This is a genomic window from Pseudomonadota bacterium, assembly GCA_016719885.1.
Classification (GTDB): domain Bacteria; phylum Pseudomonadota; class Gammaproteobacteria.
This window is the reverse complement of record JADJYF010000006.1, coordinates 218,236-236,288: the sequence shown is the minus strand read 5'-3', so window position 1 is coordinate 236,288 and position 18,053 is coordinate 218,236. Positions and strand designations below refer to the sequence as shown.

At 66.5% G+C, this 18,053-nt stretch carries 15 protein-coding genes; 4 read left to right on the top strand and 11 right to left on the bottom strand.

Going from position 1 to position 18,053, the window contains the following annotated elements:
• Window positions 1–100: 100 nt before the first annotated feature.
• From IPM80_08565 to IPM80_08535, 7 genes are all read right to left on the bottom strand, one after another.
• The gene (locus IPM80_08565; protein MBK8958479.1) at window positions 101–1,465 is read right to left on the bottom strand and encodes an LLM class flavin-dependent oxidoreductase; all 1,365 of its coding nucleotides are present in this window, start codon (window positions 1,463–1,465) and stop codon (window positions 101–103) included.
• Window positions 1,465–2,292 (bottom strand): alpha/beta hydrolase, encoded by an 828-nt coding sequence (locus tag IPM80_08560; GenBank protein MBK8958478.1) that lies wholly within the window; start codon window positions 2,290–2,292, stop codon window positions 1,465–1,467. The genes IPM80_08565 and IPM80_08560 overlap by 1 nt, the downstream gene beginning before the upstream one ends.
• Window positions 2,293–2,403: 111 nt before the next feature.
• Window positions 2,404–3,129: a hypothetical protein gene (locus IPM80_08555; GenBank protein ID MBK8958477.1), complete on the bottom strand. Its 726-nt coding sequence runs from the start codon at window positions 3,127–3,129 to the stop codon at window positions 2,404–2,406.
• Between the two features lie 43 nt (window positions 3,130–3,172).
• On the bottom strand, window positions 3,173–4,390 hold the full coding sequence (locus tag IPM80_08550) for a cytochrome P450 (GenBank protein ID MBK8958476.1): 1,218 nt from the start codon (window positions 4,388–4,390) through the stop codon (window positions 3,173–3,175).
• A gap of 21 nt (window positions 4,391–4,411) precedes the next feature.
• Window positions 4,412–5,611, bottom strand: a complete 1,200-nt coding sequence (locus IPM80_08545; protein MBK8958475.1) for a CoA transferase — start codon at window positions 5,609–5,611, stop codon at window positions 4,412–4,414.
• 170 nt (window positions 5,612–5,781) lie between these two features.
• Window positions 5,782–8,625 (bottom strand): RNA polymerase-associated protein RapA, encoded by a 2,844-nt coding sequence (rapA, locus tag IPM80_08540; GenBank protein MBK8958474.1) that lies wholly within the window; start codon window positions 8,623–8,625, stop codon window positions 5,782–5,784.
• Between the two features lie 117 nt (window positions 8,626–8,742).
• On the bottom strand, window positions 8,743–9,354 hold the full coding sequence (locus tag IPM80_08535) for a sulfotransferase family protein (protein MBK8958473.1): 612 nt from the start codon (window positions 9,352–9,354) through the stop codon (window positions 8,743–8,745).
• Window positions 9,355–9,502: 148 nt separating this feature from the next.
• Here IPM80_08535 and gcvT point away from each other — a divergent pair, with 148 nt between their 5' ends.
• The 3 genes from gcvT (at window position 9,503) to gcvP (ending at window position 14,043) form a co-directional block, all read left to right on the top strand.
• The gene (gene gcvT, locus IPM80_08530; protein ID MBK8958472.1) at window positions 9,503–10,621 is read left to right on the top strand and encodes a glycine cleavage system aminomethyltransferase GcvT; all 1,119 of its coding nucleotides are present in this window, start codon (window positions 9,503–9,505) and stop codon (window positions 10,619–10,621) included.
• 32 nt (window positions 10,622–10,653) lie between these two features.
• Complete coding sequence (gene gcvH, locus IPM80_08525) at window positions 10,654–11,031, top strand: glycine cleavage system protein GcvH (protein MBK8958471.1); 378 nt, start codon at window positions 10,654–10,656, stop codon at window positions 11,029–11,031.
• A gap of 114 nt (window positions 11,032–11,145) precedes the next feature.
• A complete protein-coding gene (gene gcvP / locus IPM80_08520; protein MBK8958470.1) occupies window positions 11,146–14,043 on the top strand; it encodes an aminomethyl-transferring glycine dehydrogenase in 2,898 nt (965 codons plus the stop codon).
• Window positions 14,044–14,142: 99 nt separating this feature from the next.
• Here gcvP and IPM80_08515 read toward each other — a convergent pair whose 3' ends face one another.
• The 3 genes from IPM80_08515 to IPM80_08505 are packed head-to-tail and all read right to left on the bottom strand — an operon-like array spanning window position 14,143 to window position 15,555.
• Complete coding sequence (locus IPM80_08515; protein MBK8958469.1) at window positions 14,143–14,328, bottom strand: hypothetical protein; 186 nt, start codon at window positions 14,326–14,328, stop codon at window positions 14,143–14,145.
• Between the two features lie 11 nt (window positions 14,329–14,339).
• Window positions 14,340–14,777, bottom strand: coding sequence for an HIT domain-containing protein (locus IPM80_08510; GenBank protein MBK8958468.1), 438 nt, complete (start codon window positions 14,775–14,777; stop codon window positions 14,340–14,342).
• 10 nt (window positions 14,778–14,787) lie between these two features.
• Window positions 14,788–15,555 (bottom strand): SDR family oxidoreductase, encoded by a 768-nt coding sequence (locus IPM80_08505; GenBank protein ID MBK8958467.1) that lies wholly within the window; start codon window positions 15,553–15,555, stop codon window positions 14,788–14,790.
• Window positions 15,556–15,714: 159 nt separating this feature from the next.
• On the opposite strand from IPM80_08505, the gene recQ reads away from it, so the two are divergent.
• A complete protein-coding gene (recQ, locus tag IPM80_08500) occupies window positions 15,715–17,520 on the top strand; it encodes a DNA helicase RecQ (protein MBK8958466.1) in 1,806 nt (601 codons plus the stop codon).
• Window positions 17,521–17,614: 94 nt separating this feature from the next.
• Here the strand turns inward: recQ and IPM80_08495 are convergent, their stop codons facing one another.
• Window positions 17,615–18,031 carry an RDD family protein gene (locus tag IPM80_08495; GenBank protein ID MBK8958465.1) on the bottom strand — a complete coding sequence of 139 codons (417 nt, stop codon included), beginning with the start codon at window positions 18,029–18,031 and terminating at the stop codon, window positions 17,615–17,617.
• Window positions 18,032–18,053 lie beyond the last annotated feature (22 nt).

The following is an 18,053-nucleotide window of genomic DNA, read 5'->3' as shown; positions in this document are numbered from 1 at the left end:
CCGACATGTAGACAGGCGTCGCTACCAGACCATGCCTGGCGCTCACCGGCAAGCCTGTCCTTCACGGCCACGCGACGTGTGGCCGTGAAGGCGCGGGCGCTCAGCCCGCCGAGGCGGGCCGTTCGTCGTCGCCGGGCCTGGCCATGGTGCTGTCGATGATCTCCGGCAGGTGCGCGAGGCGATGTTCGACCAGCTGGTTGCCGCCCCCTGTCACCAGCGAGCGCGCCGACTCCGGCGGCCGTCCGAAGCGCGCGGCGAATTCGGCGTGGGTGGCCGGCGCCGGCGGCTCGGCGCGCAGGTGATCGGGTTTGCCGTCCGCCTCGCGGAATTCAGGCATGACTTCCTCGGCGAAGATCTGCATGTTCTTCATCACCATCCAGTTCGGCATCGGGCCATAGGACGAGCCCACCGCGAGGATGCCGCCGGCGCCCACTTCATCGCAGTACTCGCCGAGCTGGTTCTTCACCGTCTCCGGCGAGCCGACGATGATGTAGCGATCCTTGATGAGCTCGTCGTAACTCAACTGCGCCTGGGGTTTGACCTTGCCCTTCTTGAGCAGGCCGACAAAATTGCGGAACGACTTGGTGCTCATGTAGCCCGGCGGAAAGAACAACTGGTCGGGGATCTTGAGACCGGTGTTGAACACCCATGACAAGTGCGCCTTCGCCTCGCGGTGCGCCTGCTCGTCGGTCTCGGCCACGTAGGTCGGCACGCAGGCGTTGAACATGCTCTTGGGCGCGTCGTAGCCGAGGCGATGACATTCCTCGCGCAGACCGTCGAACGCCATCTTCGTGAACCACAGCGGCGAGAACACCATCATGTAGGTGTAATGGTGGCGTGCGACGAACTTGAGCGTTTCCAGCGAGCCCTGGCCCGGGATCCAGATCGGGGGATGCGGCTGCTGGATGGGCTTGGGAATGATGTTGGCATTGGGCACGTAGAAATGATCGCCCTGCCAGGTGAAGGGCCCGTCGTCGGTCCAGGCCTTGATGATGAGATCGTGCGCTTCGTCGAAGCGTTCGACCGAATCGGCCGGCGTCACGCCGTTGTTGAAGTATTCGCAGCCGATGCCGCGCACGAAGCCGGAGATGATGCGCCCGCCCGAGATCACGTCGAGCATCGCGATCTCCTCGGCCACCCGCAGCGGGTTGCCGTGCAGGGGAATGGCATTGCCGATCACGCCGATGGGAATGTGGCTGGTGCGCTGCACCAGCATCGCCGCGATGATGTTGGGCGAGGGCATGGTGCCGTAGAAATTGGCGTGATGCTCGTTCACGCCGACGCCGTCGAAGCCATGCTTCTCGGCCGCCACCAGCTGCTCGATGTACTCGTTGTACAGCAAGCGCCCGCGCTGCGGGTCGTAATGCTTGTTCGACAGGCTCACCCAGCTCGACGCGAATTCCGTGCTCGGCGGAATGTGCGGATAGGGCATGAGATGAAAGAAATAAAAGCGCAGCTTGTTCATCACTTGGCCTCCTCGACCAGGCCGAGCAGGGCGTCGGCCAGTTGTCGTGGACGTTCGAGACAGGGTTCGTGTCCAGTGCCGGGCAGGCGCAACAGCCGGCAGTTGGGCAGCACTTCGGCGTAGCGGTCGGACATTTCATTCGGCACCAGGCGATCGTTGTCGGCGCCGACCACCAGCGTCGGGCAGTCCAGGCGTTGCAGGCGTCTCTCGAGTGCGAGGTTGTAGCGGGGCGCCCACATGAGACGCGCGGCAGCCGCGAATTCCGAGTACAGGTGTATGCCTTCCTCGAAGTCGTCCGGGTCGGGCAAGAAGTCCATCATCACCGCCTTGTCTTCGAACAGGCGGTCCATGAGTTCGGCCGGTGGCAACTGGAAGATGTCGACACCGGGATTGTCCGGCAGGCGCAGGCCGACCGGCGTGATCAGCGCCAGCGACTTCAGGCGTTTCGGATAGAACGAGGCGAACTCGGCGGCCGCCCAGCCGCCCATCGAAAAGCCGATGAGATGGATGCGCTCGAGACCGAGCCGATCGAACAGCTCGTCGTAGAGCAGGGTCAGGTCGTCGAATGTGCGAAACCACTTCGGCATCGGTGTCTCGCCGAAGCCCGGTTGTTCGGGCGCGATGAAGTCGCAGCGCTCCGCCATCATCTGGTAGAGCGGGATCCACATGCGTGTGAAGCCGGCGCCGTGCAGCAGTACCACGGCTTCGCCCTGGCCCTGGCGGCGGTAGGCCAGCGGAATGCCGGAAACGGTGACGAAAGCGGGCGGCGTGTAATAGCGCGCCGGCCGCGGGACCTCGACCTTGTCGACCACGTCGATGTAGCTCATGACCTCTCCCCTGCGTTGATGGCTGTGCCATCTATATAGCAGCCCGTGGCGGAGAGGAAGCGGGGCCGCGGCCGGCGCGGCGAGGGGGTCCGTGGTCGGTGGGGTGGCGCGCTAGACGCCAGCCTCCTGCGCCGCGATCGCCACCGCGTCGCCCAGCACCTTCTTCAATATCTTGACGATTTCATCCTGCGCTTGCGCCGCAATGGTGGTCTCGCCCCTGGCGGTTTCGAAACTGCCCTGCCACAGCCCCTCCGGCAGCGGCGCCGACTGGAAGCCGGTGGCCTTGCCGACCACGAAGAACTTGCGCGTGTCGTAGGCTTCGACATAGATGCTGCCATAGGCGAACGCGCCGGTGTCGAAGGCCTTCTGCAGGCCATAACCGCGGATCTTCTGGTTGGTCTTGGTGACCCGGTCGGCGTCGACGTTGCGCGCCACCACCACCACCATGTCGAGGCCGAGGGATTTCGCCACCGCCGCCAGTTGCTCGTGGATGCGCTCGGTCCTGGCGTAGCTGAAGTCGGAGTCGTAGAGGCCCAGCAGTTCGTCGTTGCGCGGGATGGCAATGACCTCGAAGCCCTTGCGCTTCATGTTGGGCGTCATGATGGCGGACACCTGCGCGTCGACATCCCAGCCTGGCAGCGTGGCGCGCGAAAAGAAGCTCTCCTGCGCCGAGGAGGTGAGATAGCTCACGTTGACCTGGTCATCGACCAGGCACAACAGGCCGACTTTCTTGACCGTCGCCGCGTAATCGGTGGTGACGCGCGCGACGTTGTTGCCGCCGAGGTTCACGCAGGCGGCGAGCAGCAGGCTGAGGACCGAGAGGACGAGAATTCTCATGACGTGGGGACTTCCTAGGTGTGGCTCGCTGTGATGTGCCGCTTCAGCCGAGCGTGGCCGGCAGGTGCAGGTAGCCGTTGATGAAATTCGACCGCATGCGGCGGCCGGGACCGCAGATGCGCAAGCCGGGCATGCGCTCGAGCAGGGCGTCGAACATGAGGCCTATCTGCACTTCCGCGAGGCGGTTGCCGAGACAGGTGTGTTCACCGGTGCCGAAGCCGACGTGCAGCGGGCCCGCGCGTTCGATGTCGAAACGCTCGGGCTCGTCGAACGCCAGCTCGTCGCGATTACCGGCCATGTACCACAGCACCACCTTGTCGCCGCGCGCAACGGCCTGGCCATTGACCACGGTGTCGCGCGTGGCGGTGCGACGCATGTGGAACACCGGGCTCGCGTAGCGCACGATTTCGCGCACCGCGCCCGGCATCAGCGCGCGATTGTCGCGCAGGCGCCGCCATTGCTCGCGGTTCTCGGTGAAGGCCACCATGCCATGGGCAATGGAATTGCGCGTGGTCTCGTTGCCGCCGACCAGCAGCAGGATGAAAGTGCCGAGGAAATCGGCGCGGCTGATCGGTTCGCCGTTCAACTGGCCGTGAGCAAGCATGGACAGGATGTCGTCCTGCGGCTCCTTCCTGCGCGCATCGAAAATGAAATTGGCGTAGTCGAGCATTTCGCCGAGGGTGTCGGCCATCTGCGCCGGTGACACGCGCAAGCTCGGATCGTCCTCGCCGACCATCGCGTTCGACCAGTTGTAGAGCTTGTCGATGTCGTCCACCGGCACGCCAAACAATTCGGCGAGGGTCATGAGCGGGAAGGGCGCGGCGATGCGCTCGACGAAATCGAACTCGCCGGTGTGACCTTGCAGGCCATCGATGAGATGCGCGATGCGTGCGCGCAATCGATCGCCCATTTCGCGTACGCGGCCGAGTTTCAGACCGGGCAGCACCGCCGCGCGGTACCAGCGATGCAGGGGCGGATCGGTGGAGATGAACGGAATGCCGATGCCGGCTTCGCCGAGTTCCGCCACGCCGCGTTCGTTTTCATTGAATATGCGATGACCGCCATTGGCGTAAGCCGAGGAAAACGTCTCGGGGTCCTTGGAAATCGCCACGATGTCGTCGTAGCGCAGCACCGACCAGAAGCCGGCGCCGTCGCTTTCCGGGTTCCAATGCAGCGGCGCGGCGCGGCGCATGTCGGCGATGAGCGCGTAGGGCACGCCGTGCAGGTAGAGATCGGGATCTTTCAGATCGAGTGACTTCATCGTCGGCCTCCTGGCATTCGATCAGCGCCCGAAGGCGCCGCTGGCGGTGAGCGCCGCGATGTCGTCGTCGCCGAGCTTCAGTTCCTCGCGCAGCACCCTGTCATTGTGCGCGCCGAGGTCGGCGACCTGCGGACGTACCGCCGCATGGGTTTCCGAAAACAGGAAGGGCGCGTTCGGCACCTTGAGCGGGCCGGCGCCATCGCTGACTTCCGCCATCATGTGGCGATGCGCGAGCTGCGGGTCGTCGGCGAGGTCGGCAATGCGCCGGTAGCGCGCGCAGGGCACGTCGGCGGCGGTCAGGGCGCGCAGCGCTTCGTCGGCGGTGCGCGTGCGCGTCCACGCCTCGGTCAAGGCCATGATGTCGTTGTAATGATCGAAGCGCGAGCGCTGGGTGGCGAAGCGCGGATCGTCCAGCATGTCGGGACGGCCGATGGCGCGCGTCAGCTTTTCGAACTGCGGCTGGGTGGCCGGCATGGCGATGATGAAGCCATTGCGCGTCTCCAGCGGGCCGTACACGCGCAGGTTGGGATCGGGATTGAAGGCGATTTGGAAATCGCGGTGCATGGAGGACAGCATGCTGTCCATCATGGCGATATCGATGTATTGGCCGGCGCCGCTGCGTTGACGGTAATAGAGCGCCGCGTTGATCGCGCCGAACGCCTGCAGCGCGGCGGTGGTGTCGCCGACCGGCGGACCCATGTTGAGCGGGCGCGCGAGACCCGGCTGGCTGGTCTGGTAGACCAGTTCATAGCCCGACAGCGCCTGCACGATGGGCGCGAAGGCCGGCAGCCCCGATTGCGGGCCGTCCTGGCCGTAGCCGGAGATGGAGCACATCACGAGCTGCGGGTTGTGTTCGCGCAGCGCCGCGTAATCGAGACCCAGGCGCTGCATGACGCCGGGGCTGAAGTTCTCCACCACCACGTCGTAGTTCGTCACCAGGCGCTTGCACAGCTGCGCCGCGGACGCCTGCTTGAGATCGAGCTTCAAGCTGCGCTTGCCGCTGTTCAAGGCCGCGAACACGGTGCTGTATTCGCCGCGCATGGGGCCGATGTGACGCATCAACTCGCCACCCGGGGGTTCGATCTTCAGCACGTCGGCGCCGAGGTCGGCGAGCATGCGCGTGCAATAGGCGCCGGCGATGATGGCGGTGAAGTCGAGCACGCGGATGTTGTCGAAGATGCGCGGGCCGTGGGCGGCGCGCATGGCGGTGAGATCGGTCATGACCGGGCTCGGGCGGAAACGGGGCAGTCATTCTAACGGGACGAGGGCGACTCGTCTCTTCCTGTGGGTCAGACTTCAGTCTGACGAACGACGCCCGGCGTGGTTGCGCCTCCAATGTGGTCAGGTCGAAACCTCACTCACAATTTCCCGCTGCCGAGGCGTCGATAATCTCAGGTCGCCACCACCACGCGCACCGCGTCGAGCTTCAGCTGTGCGCCCTTGAGGTAACGCGCGAGCTGCTCGCGGGTGTCCTCGAGCACGCTGACTTCCTCGGCGCGAATGTTGGGGTTGACCTTGGCGAGGCGCTGCATGCGCGCGGTCTCGGCTTCGAGCTGCGCGTTCATCGCTTCGAGCGCGACGCCCACCAGCTGCTCCTGCTGGACTTCGGCGAAATGCGTGGCGTGATCGGTGAGCGTGGTCACCTGTTCGCGCATGCGCGTCACCACCTTGAGCGCGGTGGCGCTCGGCACGTCGCGCACCGCGGCGTCGAACCAGGCCGCGTCGCGCCTGGCACTGACATCTTCGCCGGCGCCGTCGACCACCACGCGCAGGCTGGAGCGCGGCAGGAAGCGCTGCACGTTCAAGCCGCGCGGGGCCGGGCACACCACCACGAACTGGGATTCGATGAACAGGCTGCCGGGCGCGACGCCGGCGACCTTGATCACGCCGAAACTGGCGTTGCCGAAATCGCCGCCCAGCACCATGTCCATGCTGCCGGCCACCATCGGGTGCTCCCACGACAGGAAATGCATGTCGTCACGACCCAGCGCCTGGGTACGATCGAAGGTCACCGTCAGGCCGCCTTCCGGCAGGCCCGGGAACTCGGTGCAGCTCATGTGATCGCCGGGCTGCAGCACCAGGCTGTGCTCGCCGTTGTCCTCGTGCTCGACACCGAATTCGCTGAACACGTGGTCCATGTAGTCGCGCAGTTCATCGGCGCGTTCGGCCTCGGACACGCTGGCCAGCACCACCTCGGCGCGCGCGCGATCGAAGGAATTCAATTCCAGCAGTCGATCGCGGCCGCGCGACAGCACCTGGCGGATTTCATCGCTGCGCGCGCGGGTGCCGGCCAGCAGCGCGGTCAGCGCCGCCGCGTCCGCCGGCGCGGCCATGCACGCTTCCAGCGGTGCGCGGAACTCGGCCAGCAGCGCCGGGCCCGCCGGGCAGATGTGTTCGAAGGCGTCGATGCCCTCGTGCAGCCAGCGCACCAGCACGCTTTGCGCCGAGTCGCGAAACATCGGCACGTGGATCTCGACCGCGAAGCGCTGGCCGATGCGGTCCAGTCGGCCGATGCGTTGTTCGATGAGATCGGGATTCTCCGGGATGTCGAACAGCACGAGGTGGCGCGCGAACTGGAAATTGCGTCCTTCGCTGCCGATCTCGGAGCACACCAGCAGTTGGGCGTCTTCCTCGGTGTCGGCGAAATAGGCGGCGGCGCGATCGCGCGCGACCAGATCGAGGCCTTCATGGAAGACCGCCGAGCGCACGCCCTTGCGCAGCCGCAGCCACGCTTCGAGGGTTTGCGCGGTATCGGCGCGCGCGCAGATCACCAGGGTCTTGTCGCGCCGGTGTTGCGCGAGCCAGCCCGCCAGCCACTCGGCGCGCGGGTCGAAGGCGAGCCAGTCTTCGCCCAAGCCCTGCTCGGGTATGAGCTGCGCGGCGAGCGACGCCTGGGCGGCGCGTTCACGGTACACCGTCGGCATGTCGAGCTCGTGGAGATTGAGCCGGCGCTCGGGGAAGCCGGCGATGTTGTCACGGCAATTGCGGAACAGCACGCGGCCGGTGCCATGGTGGTCGAGCAGTTCGCGCACGATGCGCTGGGTGCCGGTGTCGCGGTCACGCGCGAGCTCGGACTCGAGTTCGGCCACGCGTTCGGCGCCGAGGTAGCGCGCCACTTCGTCCATCACCGCGCCGCCGGCGACGCCGTCGCCTTCGCGCAGTTCACGCACCAACTCGCTGACCGCCTCGTAGTGTTTTTCCTCGGCGAGGTAGCGCTCCAGGTCATCGTAGCGGTGCGGGTCGAGCAGGCGCAGGCGCGCGAAATGCCCTTCCACGCCCAGCTGCTCCGGCGTGGCGGTCAGCAACAGCAGCGAGGGAACGCGTTCGGCGAGCGCGGCGACGGCCGCGTAGGCCGGGCTCACCGCGGCCGGCGTCCAGGCCAGGTGATGGGCTTCGTCGACCACCAGCAGATCCCAGCCGGCGGCGCAGGCCTGGGCGTGGCGTTCCGGGTCGCCGACCAGGAACGACAGGCTGGTCAGCACCAGCTGCGCCGACTCGAAAGGATTGCCTTCGCCGGAGTCCGCCAGTTCGTCGCAGATCTCCTCGTCCAGGATCGAGAAGCGCAGGTTGAAGCGTCGGAGCATTTCCACCAGCCACTGGTGCACGAGGTTGTCCGGCACCACCACCAGCGCGCGCGCGACGCGCCCCGACAGCCATTGCCGATGCAGGATGAGGCCCGCCTCTATGGTCTTGCCGAGGCCCACTTCATCGGCCAGCAGCACGCGCGGCGCGTGGCGGCCCGATACTTCGTCGGCGATGTAGAACTGGTGCGGCAAGGGCTGCACGCGCGCGCCGAGCAGGCCATAGGCCGGTGACACCTGGTGGCGATGATGATGGGCGAGGGTCTGGGCGCGCAGACGAAAGCGCGCGGCCTTGTCGACCTGGCCGATGAACAGTCGATCGAGCGGGCGATTGAACTGCACGAAGCTGTCGAGATCGATCTCGTGCATGCTCATGTCGCCGCCCTCGGCATTGATGCCGATGTAGAAGGCGCAGCCATTGACGAACTTGACCTCGGTGACGATGAACTCGGTGCCGTCTTCGCCGCGTATGCGGTCGCCGGCGCGGTACAGCACGCGGATCAGCGGTGAATTGTCCAGCGCGTAGGTGCGACGGTCATCGGCGGCCGGGAAATTGATGATGACACGACGGTTGGCGACCTCGAACACCATGCCGAGGCCGAGCTCCGGCTCGGTGTTACTGATCCAGCGTTGTCCGGGTTGGCAATCGTTCATGGTCGAATGGCAGGCGCAATGGGGCAGGTAAACGAGCGCGGATTCTAGCCGGAAACGGCGCGCCGTGGGCCGCGCGCAAAGGCGCGCCGGGGGATTGCGTCGCGCCGGCGCCGGTCGTCAGCGGGAAGACTTCAAGACCTTCTCGCGGAATTCCTCGGTGGAGTTCACGTGCGGAAACGGCAGGTCCGGGATCGGCACGCCTAGCGCCTTGCACAAGGGCGCCCAGCCATCGCCGGCTTGCCATTCCACCAGCCGCGCGGGCGGCGCCAGCTCGCGCACTTTGCGGTTGTGCGCTTCGAAGGCGGCGATGCTGGCGTCCTTGTCATCGATGGCGGTGGTGAAACGATTGGCGAACATCGCGTCGATCATGCGTCGCCACGCGCTGTCGGGCGCGCTCAGCGTGGCCGGAAAGATGGTCTCGGAAGCGCTCTTCCACCAGCTTTCGGCAGAGCGTGTCGAGAGCAGGATGATGGCGTCGGGAAACGCCGCGCTGATCTCGGGCCAGAACGCCGAGGCCGGCCAGTCGACCGCCGCCTGGTAGCCACCCAACAGGCCTTGCCAGTCGAGCGCTTCGCCGCGCGCCGCGGCATGCCACAGCGGAATGTGCTCGGGATGCTCGCGCACCTCGAACATGTGGTAGCAGGGCGGACCGAGCAGGGTTTCCAGCGCGGCGCGCAGTGACAGGGTGCCGGTGCGGCCGACACCCGCGCCGATCAGTCGTAGGCTCATGGGGCGCTCCTCGAGAGGCGGGTTGCAAGACATGGCCGACGCGCTACCCGCGGGTACCATCGGGCCTGAGCTTGTGCGATAGTGCGCGCATGTTCTGGTATCGATTCGGCGCGTGCAAGCGAAGCTTGGCGCGCTGCGGGGGGCGGCGATGAGCGCACCCGGGCAATCTCTGAAACAAACACCGCTATACAACCTGCATGTGCAACTCGGCGCGCGACTGGTGCCTTTCGCGGGCTATGCCATGCCCGTGCAATATGCCGGCGGCATCAAGCACGAACACCTCCACACCCGCAGCCACGCCGGCCTGTTCGATGTCTCGCACATGGGGCAGGTGAGCCTGCGCGGCGAGCCCGGCGCGCTGGAGCGCCTGGTGCCGGGTGATGTCGTCGGCCTGGCGAGCGGCCAGCAACGCTACTCGCTGTTGACCAACGAGGCCGGCGGCATCATCGACGACCTCATGATCACGCGCTTCGCCGATCGTCTGCACCTGGTGGTGAACGCGGCCTACAAGCACAGCGATTTCGAGCACCTGCAGCGCGCACTCGGCGACGCGGTCGAGCTGACGATGCAGGACGACCAGGCGCTGTTGGCCCTGCAGGGGCCGGCCGCGGCCGGCGTCATGGCGGCGCTGTGCCCGGCGGCGGCGGCGCTCAACTTCATGCAGGGCTGCAGATCCGCCATCGGCGGCATGGCGGTGCTGGTGCATCGCTGCGGTTACACCGGCGAGGATGGCTTCGAGATCGCGGTCGCCGCCGCCGCCGCCGAGGATCTCGCGCGCCTGCTGCTGGCCCAGCCCGGCGTCGAACCCTGCGGCCTGGGCGCGCGCGATTCGCTGCGGCTCGAAGCCGGCCTGTGCCTGTCGGGCACCGACATCGATGCCACCACCTCGCCCGCCGAGGCCGGCCTCAACTGGACCATCGCGCGCAAATACCTCGGCGCGGCGCCACACGCCGCGCATTTTCCCGGTCACCTGCGCATCCTCGACGAAGCGCGCCATGGCGCGGCGCGCGCGCGTGTCGGCCTCGCCATGCGCGGCCGCGTGCCGGTGCGCGCCGGCGCCGAACTCCATGACGCCAGCGGACGCGTGGTCGGGCGCGTGACCTCCGGCGGCTTCGGCCCGACCCTCGATGCGCCGGTCGCGATGGGCTATGTCGAGCGCGCGCTGGCAACGCCCGGCACCACGCTCACGGTCACCATACGCGACACCCGCCACGAGCTCGACGTGGTGGCGCTGCCGTTCGTGCCGCATCGCTACAAGCGCGCCTGATCCATCTTCCATCCAACCGCAGACCCTCATCCATGAACGTCACCAAGTACACCCAGGAACATGAATGGCTGCGTGTCGAAGACGACGGCAGCGTGACCGTCGGCATCACCGACTACGCCCAGGAGCAGCTCGGCGACATCGTGTTCGTGGAGCTGCCGGAAGTTGGCAGCCATCTCGACGGCGACACCAACCTGGTGGTGATCGAATCGGTGAAGGCGGTCGGCGAAGTGAAGCTCGCGGTCGGCGGCACGGTGCTGGCGGTCAACGAGCAACTGGCCGACGCGCCGGAACTCGTCAACAGCGCGCCGCTCGGCGACGGTTGGCTGCTGCGCGTCAAGCTCGACGACGCCAGCCTGCTCGAGCGCCTCATGGACAGCAATGCCTACCAGGCCTACATCGCCGAGTTGTAGGCTGACCATTGTTGCTCTGTAGGTGCGAATTCACTCGCGCTTGCAGGCTGATGCAGTGAGCGCGTGCCGCTCCGTTCAATGTGCGAATGAATTCGCACCTACAGGGCTTTCGCCATGACCGCCAACCCGTCCCTCTACGAACTCGAATCCCGCGGTGACTTCATCCGCCGCCATGTCGGCCCGACCGAGGCCGACGTCACCCGCATGCTGGCGAGTCTCGGCCTCGATTCGCTCGAGCAGCTGGTGGAGCGCGCGGTGCCGGACAGCATCGTGTCGAAGAGCCCGCTGGCCTTGACCGAAACGGTCAGCGAGCGCGCCATCTTGAATCACCTGCGTGCCATGCGCGAGCGCAACCGCGTCAACATCTCGATGATCGGCATGGGCTACTACGGCACGCTCATGCCGGAGGTCATCAAGCGCAACGTGCTGGAGAACCCCGGCTGGTATACGGCCTACACGCCTTACCAGGCCGAGATCAGCCAGGGCCGCCTGGAAGCCTTGCTCAACTACCAGCAGATGGTCATCGACCTGACCGGCATGGAGGTCGCGAACGCGTCCATGCTCGACGAGGCGACCGCCGCCGCCGAGGCCATGGCCATGGCGCATCGTCTGGCCAAGAACAAATCGCCGCGCTTCCTGGTCGATGCCGATTGTCATCCGCAGACCATCGCGGTGGTGAAGACCCGCGCGCGCCATTTCGAATTCGAGGTGGTGGTGGGCGACGCACCTGCGCTGCTCGCCAACGGCGAGTATTTCGGCGCGCTCGTTCAGTACCCGGGCTCCGGCGGCGCGCTGGTCGACTACGGCGCTTTCATCGCCGATGCGCACGCGCGTGGCATGCTGGTGACGGTGGCCAGCGATCTGCTGAGCCTGGTGATGTTGAAGCCGCCCGGCGAAATGGATGCCGACATCGTGGTCGGCAGCGCGCAGCGCTTCGGCGTGCCGATGGGCTACGGCGGACCGCATGCCGCGTTCTTCGCCACCCGCGAGCGTTTCGTGCGCTCCATGCCGGGCCGCATCATCGGCGTATCGCGCGATCGCGACGGCCGCATGGCGCTGCGCATGGCCTTGCAGACGCGCGAACAGCACATCCGCCGCGAGAAGGCCACCAGCAACATCTGCACCGCGCAGGTGCTGCTGGCGGTGATTGCCGGTTTCTACGCGGTGTATCACGGCCCCAAGGGCCTTGCGCTGATCGCCGGGCGCGTGCACCGCCTGCTGCAGATCCTGGTGCACGGCCTCGCACGTCTCGGCTACGACATCGTCAACCCGGCCTTCTTCGACACCGTCACCCTGCACGTGCCCAATCGCGCCCGGCACTTCGCGGCGCGCGCCCGCGAAGCGGGCATCAACCTGCGCGTGGTCGATGCCGATCATCTCGGCATCGCCTTCGACGAAACCATCAACCGTGCGGCGGTACGGGCGCTGTGGCGGGTGTTCAGCCGCGACGATGGCGACGAGCTCGATTTCAAGGCCATCGACGCCACGCTGGACGAATGCATCCCGCCGGCCTTGCGCCGCGCGAGCGCCATCCTCACGCACCCGGTGTTCGAGCGTCATCACTCCGAAACGGAAATGATGCGTTACATGCGCCGCCTGGCGCGACGCGACATCGCCCTCGACCGCGCCATGATTCCGCTCGGCTCATGCACCATGAAGCTCAACGCGGCGGTCGAGATGCAGGCCTTGTCCTATCGCGAGTTCGCCGACCTGCATCCCTTCGCGCCGCTGGACCAGGCGCAGGGCTACCAGCGCCTGTTCGAAGAGTTGAACGCGATGCTGGTGGACCTGACCGGCTTCGCGGCGTTTTCCCTGCAGCCCAATGCCGGTTCGCAGGGCGAGTACGCCGGGCTGCTGGTGATCCGCAAATACCACGAGTTGCGCGGCGAGGGCGCGCGCAACGTGTGCCTGATCCCGGCCTCGGCGCATGGCACCAACCCGGCCAGCGCGGCCATGGCCGGCCTGCGCGTGGTAGTGGTGGAATGCGACGACAACGGCAATGTCGATCTCGACGACCTGCGTGCCAAGGCCGCGCTGCACGCCGCGGACTTGGCCTGTCTCATGATCACCTATCCCTCCACCCACGGTGTGTTCGAGCCCTCGATCATCGAGCTGTGTGACATCGTGCACGCCCACGGCGGGCAGGTGTACATGGACGGCGCCAACTTCAATGCGCTGGTCGGCATCTGTCGGCCGGCGGAGATCGGCGCCGATGTCATGCACATCAACCTGCACAAGACTTTCGCCATTCCCCACGGCGGCGGCGGGCCGGGCATGGGGCCGATAGGTGTGAAGGCACATCTCGCGCCTTACCTGCCCGATCACCCGGTGGTGGGCGGTGTGAACCCCTATGCCGGCGCGGCCGGCACCATCGGCGCGGTATCGGCGGCGCCGTGGGGCTCGGCGAGCATCCTCTCCATCTCGTGGGCCTATATCGCGATGATGGGCGCGAGCGGCCTCAAACGCGCGACCATGGTCGCGATCCTCGCGGCCAACTACGTGGCGACGCGCTTGAAGGATCATTTCCCGGTGCTGTACACCGGTCGCAACGGCATGGTCGCGCACGAGTGCATCATCGACCTGCGCGCCATCAAGGCCGCCACCGGCATCAGCGTGGACGATGTCGCCAAGCGTCTCGCCGATTACGGTTTCCATGCGCCGACCATGTCCTTCCCGGTCGCCGACACGCTCATGATCGAACCGACCGAGAGCGAAAGCCTGCGCGAGCTCGATCGCTTCTGCGAAGCCATGATACGTATCCGTGGCGAGATCGCGGCGGTCGCCGAAGGTCGCGCGGACCGTGACGACAACCTGCTCAGGAACGCGCCCCATCATCATCAACTGCTGATTGACGAACAATGGCGGCGGCCCTACAGCAAGGCCGAGGCGTTCTTTCCCATGGAAGTGCAGAACGAAGACAAGTACTGGCCGCCGGTGTCGCGCATCGACAACGTCTATGGCGACAAGCACGTGGTATGCAGCTGTCCGCCGATGGAGGCCTACCGGGAGTGACCTGTAGGTGCGAATTCATTCGCACCTCCTTCCGGGTAGGCCCGCCCCCCCCGAAGTGCGAATGAATTCGCACCTACAGGATGATGTGGCAGCTATCGGTCAGGCCAGCACAGTCTTCGTTTCCCCGCAGCGCACGCAGCGCTTGATGGTGACGAGCTTGCCCTGTTTCACATCGAACTGCTTGGCCTGGTCGATGGCCCACTTGTGGAAGCCGCTCTTGCACAGCGTTCGGCCTTCGCCCTTTTTCTTCTTCGGCGCGGGCCGGAATGGAACGACGTCGCCCATGGCGATGACCCTCAGAGGCTTCGATAATCGGCGCCGAGCTCGGACGCCAGGCATTGCGCGATGGCGCTGACCTCGGCCGCCGTGTAGCCGCCGGCGCTGGCCTGGCCCCAGGCGACGTTCGGCCACCAGGGATCCGCGGCATGGCGGCCGATCACATGCACATGCAGCTGCGAGACGATGTTGCCGATCGCGGCCACGTTCAATTTCGTGACCGTGAAGCGCGCGCGCAGCAGGCGCGATATTGCGTTCACCTCGCGCTGCAGCTGCGCCTGCTCATCCGCGCCGAGGTCGCACAGCTCGATGACCGCAGTCTCCGGCACCAGGATGAACCACGGCACTTCACGCTTGTCGAGCAGCAGCACGTGGCTGAGCGGCAGGCGACCCAGCACATGGCAGTCGGCGCGCAGTTGCGCCGCGAGTTCGAAGGGCGGGGCCGCCGTGCCGCTCATGGCGCGCCGCTCAAGCCGCCGACATGCCGCCGTCGATGGGATAGCTGTTGCCGGTGATGTAGGCTGACTCGTCGCTGGCCAGGAACAGCGCGAGATGCGCCACTTCCTCGGGCTGGCCGTAGCGTCGCAGCGGCACGCCGGCTTCCATCTTCTTGCGTACCAGTTCCGTCGCGCCCGGCGCATAGCCCGCTTCCAGCGATTCGATCATGCGCGTGGCGATCGGCGAGGGATTGATGGTGTTGACGCGGATCTTGAGCGCCGCGCATTCCAGCGCCGCCGACTTCATGAGCCCCACCACCGCGTGCTTGGAGGCGATGTAGGCGCCGATCTTCGGCACGCCGCGCAGGCCGCCCAGCGACGAGGTGATGACGATGCTGCCGCCGCCGCTCTTGGCCATGGCCGGGATGGCGTACTTCAGGCCCAGGAACACACCGCGCACGTTGACGGCCATGACCTTGTCGAACATCTCGAGCGGGTAATCGGTGATCGGCCCGACCGCGCCTTCGATGCCGGCATTGTTGAAGAACACGTCGAGGCGACCGTGCTTGGCGAGCGTGGCCTTGACGTAGCCTTCGACCTGCGCCGGGTCGGTGACGTCGGCCGCCACGCCCATGGCGCGCTCGGCGCCGATCTCGGCGACCGCGCGATCGAGCGCCGCCTGGTCCAGATCGACCAGCACCACCTGGGCGCCTTCGGCGGCGAACAGCTTGGCCGAGGCGAGACCGATACCGCCGGTGCCGCCGGTGATCACGGCGACCTTGTTGTGCAAACGTTGCATTGAAATCCCCTGGCTTGGTTGACCGTTGTGGCGGGGAGATTAAACCATCGAAGCGGGCGCGTGCGAACGCCCCCGCGCGGCGGCCGGGCGTGTACCATGAGCGCCGATGTTGCCGCCCGTTGCCGATTCCATGACGCTCCCAGAATTTCCGCGCCCGCCATGCTGAGACGCGCGCTCGCCGTCCTCAAGGACACCTACGGTTACTCGGCGTTTCGCGGCCACCAGGGCGAGGCCATCGGCTGCGCACTGAACGGCGTCGACTGCGTGGTGTTGATGCCGACCGGCGGCGGCAAATCGCTGTGCTACCAGATCCCGCCCCTGGTGAGCGGCGGCTGCGCGCTGGTGGTGTCGCCGCTCATCGCCCTCATGCAGGACCAGGTCGCGGCGCTCGAACGCCTGGGCGTGGCGGCGGCCTGCTTGAACTCCAGCATGGGCAGCGCCGAACAGGCGGCGGTGCTGCGGCGTCTGCGCGATGGCCAGTTGCGCTTGCTGTACGTGGCGCCGGAGCGGGTGTTGCAAGCGCGCACGGTGGAAGCCTTGCGCGCCGCCAGCATTTGCCTCATCGCCATCGACGAAGCCCATTGCGTCTCGCAGTGGGGACACGATTTCCGTCAGGACTACCTGGAGCTCGGCGCGCTAGCCGAACACTTTCCCGGCGTGCCGCGCATGGCACTGACCGCCACCGCCGACGAACGCACGCGCGCCGACATCGCCGCGCGACTCGGCCTCGAAGCGCCGCACTGGTTCATCGGCGGCTTCGATCGTCCCAACATCCGCTACACGGTGCGCGCGCGCGGCAATGCGCGCACGCAGTTCGAGAGCTTTCTCGCCCAGTTCCGCGGCCAGGCCGGCATCGTCTACTGCATGACGCGTCGCAAGGTCGAGGAGACCGCCGACGCGCTGTGCGCGGCGGGCTTCAATGCGCTGCCTTATCACGCCGGCCTCGATGCGCAGCTGCGCGCACACAACCAGACGCGCTTCCTGCGCGAAGACGGCCTCGTCATGGTCGCCACCATCGCCTTCGGCATGGGCATAGACAAGCCCGATGTGCGCTTCGTGGCGCATCTCGATCTGCCCAAGAGCGTGGAGTCCTACTACCAGGAGACCGGTCGCGCCGGGCGCGACGGCGAAGCGGCCGAGGCGTGGATGGTGTACGGCCTGCAGGACGTGGTGCGCCTGCGCCAGATGGTCGACGAATCACCGTCCAGCGAAGAGCACAAGCGCGTCGAGCGGCACAAGCTCGATGCACTGCTCGGCTGGTGCGAGGCGACCAGCTGTCGACGTTTGCCGCTGCTCGAGTATTTCGGCGAAAGCCATGGCGAGCCCTGCGGCAATTGCGACAATTGCCTGGAGCCGCCGGCCACCTTCGACGCCACCGAGGATGCGCGCAAGCTCTTGTCCTGTGTCTACCGCACCGGTCAACGTTTCGGCGCCGCGCATGTCATCGACGTATTGCGCGGCGTCGACAACGACAAGGTGCGCCAGCATCAGCACAGCGAGCTCAGCACGTTCGGCATCGGCAGCGAGCACAGCGTGCTGCACTGGCGCTCGGTGTTGCGCCAGTTGATGGTGCGCGGCGTGCTGGTGGCGGACGTCGAGCGCTTCGGCGCGCTGCGCCTGGAAGCGGATGCGCGCGCGCTGCTGCGCGGCGAGACGCGCTTGTTCCTGCGTGAAGACATCGCGGTCGCCAAGATGCCACGGCGCAAGGCCGCCGCTGTCGCCGGCGAGGTGCCCCTGGCGCCCGAGGACGAAGCGCTGTGGGATCAGCTACGCGCCTGTCGCAAACGCCTGGCCGACGCCGACGGCGTGCCGCCCTACGTGGTATTCCACGATCGGACCTTGAAGGAAATGGCCACGCGTCGCCCCAGCACCTTGAGCGCGATGCTCAACATCACCGGCGTCGGCCAGGCCAAGCTCGAACGCTACGGCAGCGATTTCCTGGCGGTGCTGAATGCTCACTTGTAGGTGCCTTTGGGCCGGCCTCCGTCCGGCCGGCCGGGGCGCTCGCGCGCCGTCGATTCGCAATGTCAGACTGAAGTCTGACCCACAGGTAAAGCAGTCATGGTGGGGCCGTTTGTCGCCGCTTGATCACCACCGTGCGGGCGAGCTTGTCGTGCCAACCCTGCTTGCGGCTGTCCCAGGCTATCCACAGGAAGCCGAGGCCGAACACCAGCGTGGAAACGAAGTAACCGAGATAGCGCACCACCAGTTGCACGTTGCTCGCTGGTCCCAGCGTGTCGGCGTCGACTATTTCGGCGCCGATTGCCATCTTGCCCGGCGTGCCGCCGCGAAAACGCCAGAACAACACCACCGCGGCCGGCAGCAGAACCCAGTTGACCAGGAAGCCCAACAGGCCGTCGCCCTGCATGCTGAGCGGGCGCGCGGGGTCAAAGGCCGAGCGCAGTTGTGACCAGCCGAGCGGTACGATGATGGCAATCACCAGCACCGTATCGATGATGCTCGCCACGCAGCGCATGATGAAGCCGACGTAGGCGGGC